This window comes from Frankia sp. AiPs1, from assembly GCF_023716945.1.
Taxonomy (GTDB): domain Bacteria; phylum Actinomycetota; class Actinomycetes; order Frankiales; family Frankiaceae; genus Frankia.
Genome location: NZ_JAMQQF010000027.1, coordinates 16,486 through 29,734, shown reverse-complemented (window position 1 = coordinate 29,734; position 13,249 = coordinate 16,486). Strand labels below are relative to the sequence as shown.

The 13,249-nt window shown below is 69.4% G+C and carries 13 protein-coding genes; 12 read left to right on the top strand and 1 reads right to left on the bottom strand.

The annotated features are described in order from the left end of the window. Nucleotides 1–121: 121 nt before the first annotated feature. The 7 genes from ND748_RS05605 (at nt 122) to ND748_RS05575 (ending at nt 6,210) form a co-directional block, all read left to right on the top strand. Nucleotides 122–505, top strand: a complete 384-nt coding sequence (locus ND748_RS05605) for an iron-sulfur cluster assembly protein (protein ID WP_251744588.1) — start codon at nt 122–124, stop codon at nt 503–505. 160 nt (nt 506–665) lie between these two features. Next, a complete protein-coding gene (locus ND748_RS05600) occupies nt 666–1,508 on the top strand; it encodes an LLM class F420-dependent oxidoreductase (RefSeq protein WP_251744587.1) in 843 nt (280 codons plus the stop codon). Nucleotides 1,509–1,649: 141 nt separating this feature from the next. Then, complete coding sequence (locus ND748_RS05595) at nt 1,650–2,315, top strand: TetR/AcrR family transcriptional regulator (RefSeq protein WP_251744586.1); 666 nt, start codon at nt 1,650–1,652, stop codon at nt 2,313–2,315. Between the two features lie 327 nt (nt 2,316–2,642). Next, on the top strand, nt 2,643–3,470 hold the full coding sequence (locus tag ND748_RS05590; protein WP_251744585.1) for a mycofactocin-coupled SDR family oxidoreductase: 828 nt from the start codon (nt 2,643–2,645) through the stop codon (nt 3,468–3,470). 126 nt (nt 3,471–3,596) lie between these two features. After that, nucleotides 3,597–4,667, top strand: a complete 1,071-nt coding sequence (locus tag ND748_RS05585; RefSeq protein WP_251744584.1) for an LLM class flavin-dependent oxidoreductase — start codon at nt 3,597–3,599, stop codon at nt 4,665–4,667. A gap of 28 nt (nt 4,668–4,695) precedes the next feature. Next, complete coding sequence (locus tag ND748_RS05580; protein ID WP_251744583.1) at nt 4,696–5,703, top strand: LLM class flavin-dependent oxidoreductase; 1,008 nt, start codon at nt 4,696–4,698, stop codon at nt 5,701–5,703. 15 nt (nt 5,704–5,718) lie between these two features. Beyond that, entirely contained in the window at nt 5,719–6,210 is a 492-nt protein-coding gene (locus ND748_RS05575; protein WP_251744582.1) for a flavin reductase family protein, read from the top strand. A gap of 66 nt (nt 6,211–6,276) precedes the next feature. On the opposite strand, the gene ND748_RS05570 is transcribed toward ND748_RS05575, so the two are convergent. After that, the gene (locus ND748_RS05570) at nt 6,277–7,860 is read right to left on the bottom strand and encodes an AMP-binding protein (RefSeq protein ID WP_251744581.1); all 1,584 of its coding nucleotides are present in this window, start codon (nt 7,858–7,860) and stop codon (nt 6,277–6,279) included. Nucleotides 7,861–8,125: 265 nt separating this feature from the next. On the opposite strand from ND748_RS05570, the gene ND748_RS05565 reads away from it, so the two are divergent. From ND748_RS05565 to ND748_RS05545, 5 genes are all read left to right on the top strand, one after another. Then, entirely contained in the window at nt 8,126–8,533 is a 408-nt protein-coding gene (locus ND748_RS05565) for an SRPBCC family protein (protein WP_251744580.1), read from the top strand. A 120-nt stretch (nt 8,534–8,653) separates the two neighbouring features. Next, nucleotides 8,654–9,805, top strand: a complete 1,152-nt coding sequence (locus ND748_RS05560; RefSeq protein ID WP_251744579.1) for an acetyl-CoA C-acetyltransferase — start codon at nt 8,654–8,656, stop codon at nt 9,803–9,805. Between the two features lie 56 nt (nt 9,806–9,861). Then, nucleotides 9,862–11,049 (top strand): acyl-CoA dehydrogenase family protein, encoded by a 1,188-nt coding sequence (locus ND748_RS05555; RefSeq protein WP_285901646.1) that lies wholly within the window; start codon nt 9,862–9,864, stop codon nt 11,047–11,049. After that, the gene (locus ND748_RS05550) at nt 11,046–12,185 is read left to right on the top strand and encodes an acyl-CoA dehydrogenase family protein (RefSeq protein WP_251744577.1); all 1,140 of its coding nucleotides are present in this window, start codon (nt 11,046–11,048) and stop codon (nt 12,183–12,185) included. Before ND748_RS05555 ends, ND748_RS05550 begins: the two co-directional genes overlap by 4 nt. Then, nucleotides 12,185–13,246 (top strand): MaoC/PaaZ C-terminal domain-containing protein, encoded by a 1,062-nt coding sequence (locus ND748_RS05545; protein WP_251744576.1) that lies wholly within the window; start codon nt 12,185–12,187, stop codon nt 13,244–13,246. Before ND748_RS05550 ends, ND748_RS05545 begins: the two co-directional genes overlap by 1 nt. Nucleotides 13,247–13,249: the final 3 nt, after the last annotated feature.

Below are 13,249 nucleotides of genomic sequence, written 5' to 3'. Positions count from 1 at the left end.
GGCCATGATCCACACGATGGTCCGCCGGCTCGCCCGCCGAACCCCGGTCTCCCGCTGGACGCCACGGACAACCAGCGAGACCTAACGGCGATCAAGATTCAGAACAGGCACTGAGATCCCGGTGTCTGTGCCCGCACCCACCACCCCGCCCACGCCGGAGCCGGGCCTGGCCGACCGGATCCGCGAGGTCCTCAACACCATCGGCGACCCGTGCAGCGTGGCGTCGGGGACCCCGATGGGAATCGAGGAGATGGGCCTGATCGATACCGTCGAGGTCGAGCCGGACGGACGCGTCCGGGTTGCCATGCGGCTCACCGCGCCACTGTGCCACAACGTCGGCTACTTCAGTGTCGAGATCAAACGTCGCCTGGCCGAGGTCACGGGGGTCACGTCGATCGTGGTCAGCATGGACCACGGTCTGGACTGGACCCCCGCGCTGATTAGCCAGGCGGCACAGACGCGGCGCAGAACGACGCTCCAGTCGCGCGGGTTCCCCGCCCGCTGAGCGGTCAGCCGGCTGGTCTTCGACGGTCGTCGTCGCCGTCGATTCCGCACGATGCCGCGGGCACACCAGACACCGCATCGAGTTGTCCGGAGACCGCAGTCTCGATCGCTTTCGACCCTGGTCGCGTTCCCTCCGCGGCCGTCCGTGAAGGAGAACAGTCGTGCAGTTCGGGATCGTCACCTTCTCGACCGACGAGGGCATCCGTCCCGACGACCTCGCCGTCGCGGTCGAGGGCCACGGCTTCGACCACCTGTTCCTGACCGAGCACTCGAACATCCCCGCGAGCCGCGAGACGCCGTACCCCGGGGGAGGCGAACTACCGCCCGAGTACCTGCGCACCTACGACCCGTTCGTGGCCCTCACCATCGCGGCGCATGCGACGAACACGCTGCGCATCGGTACCGGGATGTGCCTGCTGGGCCAGCGCGATCCGATCCACACCGCCAAGTCCGTCGCGAGCCTCGACCAATTGAGCGGGGGACGGTTCCTGTTCGGGATCGGCGCGGGCTGGAACGCCGAGGAGATGCGCCAGCACGGCACCGCGCCACGCCTTCGCACCCGACTGCTCGGTGAGCGGGTCCAGGCCATGAAGGCGCTGTGGCGCGATGACGTGGCGAGCTTCGACGGCGAGCTGGTCAGGATCGCCCCGACGACGGTGCGACCCCGGCCCGCACAGACCCCGCATCCACCGATCGTGCTCGGCGGGATGGGTCCGACGGTGATCGACCGGGTGCTCGAGTACGCCGACATCTGGGCGCCGAACCCGGGGTGGCCGCCGATGCCAGACCTGGCGGACCGCATCGCCGAGCTGCGGACCCGATCGATCGAACGGGGCCGCGGGCACCTCCCGGTGTTCCTGTTCGGGATGGCGGCCGACACCGACCGGATCGCCGCGTACGAGGCGATGGGCGTGGACGCCTGCGTGTTCCTGCTGCAGACGGCGCCCCGGGACCAGACGCTCGACGCCCTCCGCCTCATCGCGAAGACGGCCGGCCTCACATGACGCCGATCACGGCACTGCCTCGGTCGGCGGTTCAGACACATGTGAGGGGGGGCACACCTCATCGCGACGGCGGTTCTGATTTGCTCGCTGCATCGAGGAAGGGGTAACCTCGGCCAAACAATCGGTCGGTTACGGGGTGTGATGAAGTCCAGGCGTGAGAAGGCCACCGGCCAGCCCACGGATCGCCGCAATCGTGAAGCGGAGATCCTGCAGGCCGCCCTCGAGATCTTCGCGCGCAAGGGCTATGCCGCCGCCAGCATCCAGGACGTCGCGGACGCGGTCGGCGTACTCAAGGGCAGTCTTTATCACTACATCGACTCGAAGGAAGACCTGCTCTTCCAGATCTTCGACAACGCCCATGTCGACGCCGAGCGGTTGATGACCGAGCTCGACGCCCTCGAGGTCGACGCGGTCGAGCGGCTGCGATCCTATCTCGAGCGCAGCGTCTCGAACACGTTGCAGAACCTCGAACTACAGACGCTCTATTTCCGGGACTGGCGCAATCTCACCGGTGAGCGGCGGAAGAAGCTGGTCGAACGCCGCCGACAGTACGACCACTACCTACGTGGCCTGATCACGAAGGCGTACGAGTCCCTGGGCATCGAGAGCACGGTCAATCAGCGTTACGTGTCCTCCTTCGTCATCGGCGGCACGAACTGGGTGGCCGACTGGTACCGCAGCGACGGCGACGACTCCCCCGACGAGGTCGCGCGCAGCTACGCGCAGCTCGCGATGGCGACGGTCCTGGGGATCGCGCAGCCCGCCGAGGCGCTGACCGCGCAGGCGGCATCGCGCGAAGGACAGTAGTACGTACGTAGGCAGTACGTAGTAGGCCGCACGACCAGGTCGCACGATGTCCGTGGGTGCAACTCCGAGGACCCCGCCCCCGCGCACATCCCGTGCTGAGTCAACTATCCTGCGCGCACGGCGGCCCCGTCGGGCCGGCGGAGAGTGCACGGTGGGCGCGGAATTCCTCCGCGATTCCCCCGTTGACAGGTCTACGGCCGACGCCTAACGTGATGGCACCAAACGGTTGGTTGGTGATCGTTACTTTCATTGGGCATCCGAAACCTGGGCGTCCGGTTGACCATCACCTCTATTCTGCCAGCCGTGGAATCAACGAAGGAGCGTTGAATGGGACGGATGGATGGAAAAGTCGCGTTCGTGACCGGTGCGGCCCGCGGACAGGGGCGCGCCCATGCGTTACGGCTAGCCGAAGAGGGCGCGGACATCATTGCCGTCGACCTGTGTGGCCAGATCGGCTCGGTTCCCTATGACATGGCAACCGCCGACGACCTCGCGGAGACGATCAAGGAGATCGAAGCCCTCGATCGGCGTGTCGTCGGACGGCAGGCCGACGTCCGCAAGTCCGGCGAACTCGATGCGGTGGTAGAGCAGGCCATCAGCGAGCTCGGTCCGATCGACGTGGTGTGCGCGAATGCGGGAATCTTCAGCATGGCGCCCTTCAGTGAGATCACCGACGAGATGTGGGACGACATGTTGGCCGTCAACCTCACGGGCGTCTTCCGCACCGTGAGGGCCGTTCTGCCCTCCATGATCGAGTCGGGTCGAGGCGGCTCGATCGTCCTGATCAGCTCGGCCGCCGGTCTGGTGGGCTTCGCCAACTTCGCCCATTACACCGCGGCCAAGCACGGCGTCATCGGCCTGATGCGGACCCTCGTCAACGAGATCTCATCGCACGGCATCCGCGTCAACACGGTCCATCCGAACTCGGTCGACACCAAGATGATTATGAATGACGCCACATACCGGTTGTTCGATCCGGCGAACCCAACGCGGGAGCGGTTTGGCGAGATCTTCCAGACCTTGAACCCCATGAGAATTCCATGGGTGGAACCGGTCGACGTCTCCAACGCCGTGCTCTATCTGGCGAGCGACGAATCACGTTATGTGACCGGAGCCATGATCCCGGTGGACGGCGGTTTCCTGCAGAAGGTATAACGGGCCGAAGGGGGCGCACCGACATCTGTCCGCCACCCCCGGCGCCCTATTGTCCCCGGAACGCCGGAGGGTGTCCCGTCCGCCCCACCGTTCCGTCCACAGCCAAGTCAGTCTGGGGAGTGAATCATGCACGCAGCGATGTTTCAGACACCCTTCATGCCGCCGACCCGGTCGGCGCGTGAGACCTTCACGTGGGCCGTCGAGCAGGCCGTGGTCTGCGATCAGGCCGGGCTCTCGGAGTACTGGATCGGCGAGCACGCCACCCAGGCGTGGGAGTCGATCCCCAATCCGGAGCTCGTGATCGCGGCGGCGGCGCTGCAGACCGAACAGATCAGACTGGCACCGGGAGCACATCTCCTGCCGTACCACCACCCGGCGACGCTGGCGGTCCAGATCGCCTACCTGACGCAGGTCACCCAGGGTCGTTACATTCTCGGCATCGGTGCCGGCGCCTTTCCCGAGGACGCCGCACTGCGGGGGCTCAAGGACCTGACCGAGAACCACAGGATGGTGACCGAGTCCCTCGAGATCATGCGGAGGGTCTGGCGCAAGGAGCCGTTCCAGTTCGAGGGCGACTACTGGCGGGCCGGTTATCCGGAGGCACAGGAGGGGCATCCCCTCCGGGACGTCGGCCTGTACAACGGAACGATCGAGATCGGCCTAACAGGTCTGAGCCCGAACTCCCCGTCGCTGCGTTTTGCCGGGCAGAACGGCTACTTACCGCTCTCCATCTACTCGGGTGACGACTTCCTGCGCAATCACTGGGAGACCTATTCCGCGGCGGCCCAGGAGAAGGGCCGGACCGTCGACCGCTCGGTGCACCACGTGGTTCGCGACGTCTTTATCGCCGACACGGACAAGGAGGCGCGCAGGTGGGCGATCGAGGGCGGCATGGGCAAGGCCTGGCAGGAGTACGTGCTACCGCGCTACCACAACTACGGCATCCTGGAGACGATGATCAAGCATCCGGGCATGAGCGCGGATGACGTCGATCTCGACTACCTGGCCGACAACGTCTGGATCGTCGGTTCACCGGAGACCGCGGTCGAGAAACTCGAAGAGGCCTTTGCCGCGACCGGCGGGTGGGGGACGATCATGATGTACGGCTACGACTACATCGACAACCCGGAGCCATGGAATCACTCGATCGAGTTGCTGAGCCGGGAAGTCGCCCCGAAGGTGTCGTTACCGGCCTGAGGCCGATGGAAGCCGGTGGGAGTGCCCCATGAAGATATCCTGCGCCTTCGGGCCTGCCGAGCAGACGCCCGACGACATTGTTGCGGCGGAGAGCCTGGGATACGACCGGGCCTGGGTATACGACTCGCCCGCGGTGTACCTCGATCCGTGGGCAACGCTCGCGGTCACCGCCACCCGCACCTCCCGGATAGGACTCGGGACGGCGGTGGTCAGTCCGGGCCTGCGTCATCCCCTGGTAACCGCCTCGGCGATCGCGACGCTGGAGTCGTTGGCTCCCGGTCGGGTGTCGATCGGGGTCGGAGCCGGTGCCAGCGCGCGGTGGCTGCTCGGTCAGAAGCCAGCTCGTTGGGCCGAGGTGGAACAGTACATCGTCGCTCTTCGTGGCCTGGTGCGCGGCGAAGAGGTCGAATGGGAGGGCAAGGCCCTGCGGATGCTCCATCCCACGGGATGGGGTCCTGCCCGGCCGATCGACGTGCCCCTTCTCGTCGGGGCCGAGGGCCCGCGCGGCCTGGCCGTGGCGAGGCGCCACGGCGACGGGGTGACGACGTTCGTGCACACGGCTCCCCGGGAGTTCGACTGGGTCATGCGCCTGGTCTTCGGCACGGTCCTCCAGGATGGCGAGTCGGCCGATTCGGACCGTGTCTTCGACGCGGTCGGAGCCATCGCCGCGCTCGGCTACCACGCGACGTACGAATGGCAGGGCCAGGAGGCGGTCAGGTCCCTGCCGGAAGGCGAGCGATGGCTGGACGCGGTGGCGCAGCTACCTGCCGGCACCCGGCATCTCGCCCTGCACGCGGGCCATGGCGTCGTGGTCAACGACATCGACCGGGACATCGTCCCCCGCCACATGGCCGCGGCGTCGACGTGGGTGGGAACAGCGGACGACATAAGCCGGCACATCGAGGAGTTGTGCGCGGCCGGGGTCACGGAGGTGACCTACCAGCCGGGTGGCAAGGACATCGTCGGCGAGCTGGAACGCTTCGCCGAGGTCGCGGCCGAGCACCGGGGACGAGCCGAGACGGGTTCTCCTCGATGAGGAGGAGACGGGACGATGGTTGATGCAGCGGGTCCTCACCCCGCGACCCTGCGACGGGTGCTGGGGCACTACCCCTCCGGCGTCACGGTCGTGACCGCGGTCAGCGACGGGGTACCGGTCGGCTTTGCCTGCCAGTCCTTCCACTCGCTGTCCCTCGATCCTCCCATGATCCTTGTCCTGCCCGGTCGAGGGTCGACCACGTGGCCGAAGATCCGTCAGACCGGCTCGTTCTGCGTCAATATCCTCGCGCAGGAGCAGGCCGATCTCTGCCAGGCCTTCGCCGTGAGCGGCGGCGAGAAGTTTCGCGGCGTCGACTGGCGCCTCAGCGATCAAGGGTCGCCGATCATCGCCGGCGCGAGCGCCTGGATCGACTGCGACCTGGTGGGCGAGCACGATGGCGGGGATCACACGATCGCCGTCGGCCTCGTCATGGGCCTCGAGTCGGACGAGTCCCGGGCGCCGCTTATCTTCCACCGGGGGGCCTTCCACACGTTGGAACATGTCTGAGGATCCCCGGCCCGGCGGGCGCCGTGAGGAACGAGAGGGAGGTGCTCGCCCGGGCTCTTCGGGCGTTCACCTCCCTGCTGTCCCTCCCGCGCTTGTCCCGGCGACCGACCGGTGGCCGGAGCCCGTCTCCGGCACGCCGGGCGTCCCATACCGGGCGCGCAGCTCATGCTTCTGGATCTTGCCAGCCGGGGTGCGCGGGAGGTCGTCGGTGAGGGCCACCGAGGTCGGGCACTTGTACCGGGCGATCCGGGTCCGGCAGAAGTCGATGATGGACCGTTCGTCGGCGACGGCTCCGGGACGCAGGACGACGACGGCCGCGACGGTCTCGGTCCACTTCGCCGACGGCAGGCCGATCACCGCGCACTCCGCGATCGCGGGATGCGCCATCAGGACGTTCTCGACCTCCGCCGAGTAGACGTTCTCCCCGCCGCTGATGATCACATCCTTGATCCGGTCGTGCAGGAAGTAGAAGCCGTCCCGGTCGAGGTGCATGACGTCGCCGGTGCGCAGCCAGCCCCCGGGCACGAGCGCGAGGGCGGTTTCGCGATCCTTGCCCCAGTAACCGCTCATCACTCGGGCGGACCGTACCCACAACTCGCCCACCTCGCCGACCGGCACCTCGACGAGCGTGACCGGGTCGACCACCCGGGCCTCGGTCTCGGGCACGAGGCGACCGCAGGACCGCAGCAGCGGCGACCCGGCGACGTGACACTCCGGCGGCAGCGCCGTGATCAGTGGCAGCTCCGTCATGCCGAACCCCTGGACAAGCTCGCAGTCGAAGGCGGCGAGCGTCCGCTCCAGCACCGGGCCGGTCATCGGGCCGCCGCCGTAGTAGAGACGGGACAGCGACCGGGTCCGCTCGTCGCCCTTGCGCAGCAGGTCGACGAGGCGTGCGATGACCGCCGGAACCGCGATCATGTTCGTGACGCGGTGTTCGGCGATCGTGTCGAGCACTGCCGTCGGCTCCACCTCGCGTAAGAGCACGGTCGTGCAGCCGGCCCACAACCCGGTCAGGGTCCAGGACGTTCCGCCGATGTGGAAGGTGGGCAACGTGCACAGGCTGACCGCGTCCCGCCCGATGCCGGCGACGCCGGCCAGGATGCGCAGCGAGTCCAGGACGGCCCCGTGCGTGGACATCACGCCCTTCGGCTGGCCGGTGGTCCCGGACGTGTACATCTGGATGGCGACGTCATCGCGCCGCGGGCGGTACCCCGGGTCCGCCGCGGGGAAGGCGTCGTACCAGTTGTCCGTTCCGGTGCGTGTGTCAATGGTGCGGACCACGAGGGTGACCTCCGGATCGGCCTCGAGCCGCCGCGCGACCTCGGCGAACTCGTCATCGACCACGATCACCGCGGCGGCGGCGTCGGCGACGATCGCGGTCAGCTCGGGGTAGGCCAGCCGCCAGTTCAGCGGGACGATGACCGCGCCGACCTTGCCGCACGCGGCCAGAACGGCGAAGTAGTGGGCGCTGTTCTTCCCGAGGAATGCCACGCGGGCACCGGCGGTGACCGCGAGCGCGTGGCCGATGCGGTTCGACATCCCGTCCAGGTCGCCGTACGAGAGGGCGCGGCCGTCGGCGTGAAGGGCGGTACCACGGCTGGAACGGGCGGCGTGTTCGCGCAGAAGGTCGATAGTCGAGTGCACCGTCATCGCGGCTCGATTCTCCTCGTCGGTTTTCACGATCGCCGGGGAAGGGTACCAAACCAAACGGTTGGTGGGTACCTGTCTGGACCGACCCATCTCCGCTTGCGGGACCCGTTGACCCAACCGGTCCCGACGACCTACGGTTTAGCAACCAAACGGTCGGAAGGGGCCTTGATGACGAAACGTGGGCGGACGAGGGACAGGGCGAGAGGCAGGGCGAGGGCGGCCGGCGGTTCCGCCGGCCGGCCGGCGGTACGGGCGGGTGGGTGACGTGGCGAGCAGTCGCCGGCACGTCTGGGTCGAGGCCGCGGCCAGGCGGGTGTGGGCGCTGGTCGGCGATCCCGGGGCGATCGCCGCGTGGTTCCCGAGCATCGTGGCCTGCGAGATGTCCGGGTCGACGCGCACGTGCACCCTGCGGTCCGGGGAGGTGGTCGCCGAGGAGATCATCACCGTCGACGACGCCCTCATGCGCCTGCAGTACCGGATCGTCCGGGGCATCGACGTCGAGTCGCACCTGGGGACCGTGGACGTCATTCCGGACGGGGTCCATCGGTGTCTCGTGCTGTATGCGACGGATGTGCGTCCGGACGATCTCGCGGGGCCGCTCGGGTCCTCGGTCGAGCGCGCGCTCGACCTCCTCGCCGAACGGTTCGAACAGCCCTCCGCCCGCCCCGACTGATCCCGCGACCGATCGTCGACCCGCCCTGCGGGCCACTGTTCACGTTGACGACCAATCGTTTGGTAGATACTGTTGATCTCGCCGCGCGGCCTGCCGCGCCCGAACGCCGAAAGGTATGACATGGCGGAAGCCTTCATCGTCGAAGCGGTTCGTACGCAGGTCGGACGTCGCGGGGGCAGCCTCAGCGCCGAACACCCGGTCGACGTCGCGGCGCACGTGCTGACATCCCTGGTCAAGCGGGCGGGCATCGATCCGGTCGTGGTGGACGACGTGATCCTCGGAGCCACCGACATGGTCGGCCCCCAGGCCGGCGACATCGCCCGGCTGGCGTGGCTGGCTGGCGGGCTGCCCGAGAACGTGCCCGGCGTGACCATCGACCGGCAGTGCGGTTCGTCCCAGCAGGCGGTGCACTTCGCCGCGCAGGCCGTCATGAGCGGCACCCAGGATGTCGTCGTCGCCGGCGGCGTGCAGTTGATGAGCGTCGTCCCCATGAACATCGCCTGGTCGGCCGGTCGGGACCTCGTGCACCCGGACCCGTACTCCGGCAGTCGAGGCTGGCAGGGTCGGTACGGCGCGCAGGAAGTCAGCCAGTTCCGGGCGGCCGAGCTCATCGCGCGACGGTGGGAGATCCCCCGCGAGGAGATGGAGCGCTTCGCCCTGGCGAGCCATGAGCGCGCGGTGCACGCCACCGAGCAGGGCTGGTTCGAGCGCGAGATCGAGGCGTTCGGCGCCGGGTCGCGCGACGAGTGTCCCCGGCCGAGCACCTCCCTGGAGCGGATGGCGACGCTGAACCCGCTGACCGAGGGCGGATCGATCACCGCGGCCCTGTCGAGCCAGATCTGCGACGGCGCGGCCGCCCTGCTGATCTGCTCCGAGCGCGCGGTCGAGCAGTACGGGCTGCGCCCGCGCGCCCGCGTCCATGCGATGTCGGTGCGGGGCGACGACCCGGTCTACATGCTCACCGCCCCGATCCCGGCCACCCGCGACGTGCTGCGCCGCGCCGGTCTCGCCCTCGACGACATCGACCTGTTCGAAATCAACGAGGCGTTCGCCTCGGTCGTCCTGGCCTGGCAGCGTGAGCTCGGCGTCGGCTCCGAGCGGCTCAACGTCAACGGCGGCGCGATCGCGCTCGGGCACCCCATCGGCGCCAGTGGCGCGCGCATCATGACCACGCTGCTGCACGAGCTCGAGCGCCGGCAGGCCCGCTTCGGGCTGCAGTCGATGTGCGAGGGCGGCGGCCAGGCCAACGCCACCGTCATCGAGCGCCTGTGAACACGGCCGGGGCCGCGCCGACCGGTGGGGACCGCGACGTGGACAGCGATGGCGAGATGTTCCGAGCCCGCGTGCGGTCCCTGCTCGCCGAGAACCTGCCCGCGGGCTGGAGCGGCATCGGCGCGCTGTCCGACCGCGAACAGGAGGAGTTCCGCACGCGCTGGCGCGGGCTGTTACACGAGAACGGACTGCTTGCGGTGGGCTGGCCGATCGAGTACGGCGGATCCGGCCTGAGCCCGCGCGAACAGCTCATCCTCGCCGAGGAGTGCACCACCGCGGGCGTGCCCCAGGGCGGCCTGAACGACAACTTCGGGGTGCAGATGCTCGGTTCGACGCTGCTGCGCTGGGGCACCGAGGAACAGCGCCGGTACTACCTGCCGCGGATCCTCAGCCAACAGGACATCTGGTGCCAGGGCTTCTCCGAGCCCGAGGCAGGGTCCGATCTCGCCGGTATCCGCACCCGCGCGGAGCTCGTCGAGGGCCGCTGGGTGATCAACGGGCAGAAGATCTGGACCTCCTACGGGCACCTGGCCACGCACATCTTCGTCCTGTGTCGCACCGACTCCTCCGTGCCGCCGCACCGGGGGATCAGCCTGCTGCTGTGCGCCCTCGACCAGCCGGGCATCGACCTGCGCCCGCTGCGGACGCTTACTGGCGAGGCCGAGTTCAACGAGGTCTTCTTCACCGACGCGGAATGTCCCGCCGACGCCGTGGTCGGGCCGGTCAACGGCGGGTGGCCCGTCGCCATGAGCCTGCTCGGCTTCGAGCGCGGCGAGGCGGTGGCCACCCTGGCCATTCGCTTCCGCAAGGACTGGGAACGGCTGCACCACCTCGCGGTCGACCCCGAGGGGCCCACCGATCCGGTCATCGTCGAACGTCTCGGGCGGAGCCGACAGCGGGTCGAGGAGCTGCGGTGCCTCGGGCTGCGCGCGGTCGACAGCTGGGTCGCCGGTCGGGACATCGGCGCCGAGTCGTCGCTGCACAAGCTGTTCTGGAGCGAGTGGATCCAGGAGACGACCGAACTCGCCCTCGACGTGCTGGGCATGGAGGCGGTCACCGCCGGCAGCGACGGGCTGCGCGGCGTGAGCTTCCCCGCCGCCGAGGCCGGAACCCCCAACACCGCGGGTACCTGGGCGGACTACTTCCTCCGGGCGCGCGCCGCGACCATCTACGCCGGCTCCAGCGAGATTCAACGCAACATCATCGCGGAGCGCATGCTGGGACTGCCGAGGGAGCCGCGATGACGGGCGTGTCGGCAAGCCTCGACGACGACCAGATCCAGCTGCAGAAGACGCTGCGCGCGGCGCTCTCCCGCCACTGCTCCGGGCCGGCGCAGCTCGCCCTGGCCACGGGCGAGGAGGACTTCGACCCGGCGCTGTGGAAGCTGCTGTTGACCGAACTCGACCTTGTGGGGCTCGCCGCACCCGAGCGGTTCGGCGGCGGTGGCGCGCCGCTGCCGGTGCTGGGTGTCGCGCTGATGGAGCTGGGGCGCGCGCTCTACAGCGGGCCGTACTTCTCCTCGGGGGTTCTCACCACGCAGGCGATCGTGGGCAGCGGCGACGAGGCCGTCGGGGCGGAGATCCTGCCCGGGCTGTGCCGGGGAGAGGTCCTGGCGACCGTCGCCGGACTGCGCGACGACGGCCCGGACGGCCTTCCCGGCGTGGGTGGCGTGGTAGCCACCGCCGCGACCGCCGACGGCGACGGGACACACCGGCTGACCGGGGTCGCCGACCATGTCTGGGAGGCGCACGGCGCGCACCGGTTCGTTGTGTTCGCGTCGACCCGTGACGGGGTCGGCTGCTTCCTCACCCATCCGGACGCACCCGGCATGCTGGTCGAACGGCTGCCAGGCATGGATCTCACCAGACGCCTGTCGCGGGTCCGGTTCGCCGCCGCGCCCGCCCGACCGCTGGGCGCGCTCGACGGCGGCTCCCGGGCGCTCGCGAGGCTGCGGCGGATCGCGCCGGTGTGCCTGGCGGCGGAGCAGATCGGCGGCGCCGAGCACTGCCTGGAGCAGGCCGTCGACCACGCGAAGCGACGCCACCAGTTCGGCCGTCCCATCGGCAGCTTCCAGGCCGTGAAGCATCAGCTCGCCAGCGTGCTGATGGACGTCGAGGCGGCGAAGGCGGCGACCGTCTTCGCCCTGGGCGCCCTCGAACACGAATCCCCGGATGCGGCGACGATGGTGCATGTCGCCAAGGCCGCCGCCTCCGACGCCTTCTTCCACGCGGCGGGCGCGTTGATCCAGACCCTCGGCGGCATCGGCTACACCTGGGAACACCCGGCCCACCTGTATCTGCGTCGAGCTGTCAGCGGCCGGGCGCAGTTCGGCTTCCCGTCGGCCCATCGACGGGCCCTCGGCGCCGAGGGTGGCCACTGATGGGCGAGGCACCGGGCGGGACGACGGACGAGACGATCGTCTTCCCGATCGACCCGGTGCACGTCATGCTGTTCGCCCGGGCGGTCGGTGACGACAACCCGGTCTACAGCGATCCCGCGGCGGCGGCCCGCGCGGGCCTCGGCGGCGTCCCGGCCCCGCCGACCTTCGGTGAGGCGTTGCAGCAGTTCATCCCTGGGTACCCGTGGCGGCCCCGGCCGGACACGCCGTGGGTCGGATCGCAGCGCCCGGGCGCGACGCAGGCCGCGGACCGTCCGGTGGTCCTGCACGCGGAGCAGCGCTACACCTACGTCCGACCGGTTGTCGCCGGGGAGACTCTGCGCGCGGCGAAGCGAGCCGGCGAGAGCTGGGAGCGGACCAGCGCCAGGAGCGGGACGCTGCGGTTCCGCGAGATCGTCACCGACTTCGCCGACGAGGCCGGCGAGCTGGTGCTGCGCGCGGTGGCGGTGGAGGCCCGAGTCGGGGAAGGCGGCGCCGTGAGCCGTCGGGCCCCGGCCGATCGGCCTGGCCGCGACGCCGGCCGTCGGCTGCCGGCCGGCGACACCGCCGGCGACACGGAAGGCGGTGCCAGTACCGCGCTGCCCGCGGGCCAGATCTGCCAGCGGCCTCTGGTGACAGATCTCCCGCGAGCTGTGATCGTGCAGTACGCGGGCGCGTCCGGTGACTACAACCCGCTGCACCATGACGAGCCCTATGCCATCGAAATCGCCGGCTACCCGTCGGTCATCGCCCACGGCATGCTCACGATGGGGATCACCGGCCGCCTCGTGACCGATCTCGTCGGCGTGACGCGACTACGCGAGTTCGGCGGGCGGTTCCGCGCGCCGGTGTTCCCCGGCGACTCGCTGTCCGGCACCGCGGCGATCGTCGCCGTCGAGGGCGCCGGGACCGACGCCCTCGTGACCATCGAGCTCGCGACCACCAACCAGCGCGGCGCGGTCGTCTTCACCGGCACCGCGCTCGTCGTCGGCGACTCGTTCGACCATCCATCCCTCGACGTCACGGATCGCCCCGCGATCGGCGTCACCGAAGAAGTGAGGTGAGCG